This is a genomic window from Nonomuraea zeae (assembly GCF_005889725.1).
Taxonomy (GTDB): domain Bacteria; phylum Actinomycetota; class Actinomycetes; order Streptosporangiales; family Streptosporangiaceae; genus Nonomuraea; species Nonomuraea zeae.
This window is the reverse complement of record NZ_VCKX01000733.1, coordinates 1-628: the sequence shown is the minus strand read 5'-3', so window position 1 is coordinate 628 and position 628 is coordinate 1. Positions and strand designations below refer to the sequence as shown.

1 protein-coding gene is annotated in these 628 nt (G+C 65.1%); it reads right to left on the bottom strand.

The annotated features are described in order from the left end of the window. Positions 1 to 494, bottom strand: a 494-nt coding sequence (locus ETD85_RS62660; protein ID WP_476739318.1) for a site-specific integrase, incomplete at its 3' end; no start/stop codon positions are given. Positions 495 to 628: the final 134 nt, after the last annotated feature.

Here is a 628-nt window from a genome sequence, read left to right as displayed (position 1 = left end):
GAACCCCGCCTGACGATAGAGACCGTGGAGAGCCCGTTGCCGAGAGATCGGCACGGCGGGTTCGGCGAGCGGCCTGGGGAAACGGACTGAGAGCAATCCCGGCACCGCGCCCCAGGCCGACTCAACAAGGTCACGTCGCCGGGGAGCTTGGCGGCCACGAGGGCGGGTTTCCAGATCTTCTTGTTGAAGTAGTCGCGCCGGAGCAGCGAGCCCCGGCCGGTTCGGCACAACACGGCATCGGCAGTGAGATCGAACCGCTCTACTTGCTCGTTGATCGCCGCCGCCACGAACATGGGCATGAGTACGTCCCGCAGGGACGCGGAAGTTTTCGGCGGTCCGAGTTGGGGACGCCGGTTGATCACGATGACCTGCTGATTGATGGTGATCATGCCCTCGTCACTGTGTACTCGATCCAGGGCCAGACCGAGCGCTTCGCCTTGCCGGAGTCCGACGCCGGCACCGAGCAGGACCAGCAGGCCATAGCGTTCGGGCATGGCCCCGGCTAGCCCCGTTTTCCGCACGTCGAGGTGAGTGAAGATCGCCGAGTTTGCCGCAGTGATCGTCGCGCGGTATGACGTGGCTGGTGAGACAGCGCGCGCAGTGGGGTCAGGCCAGTGTCGAGAAGATG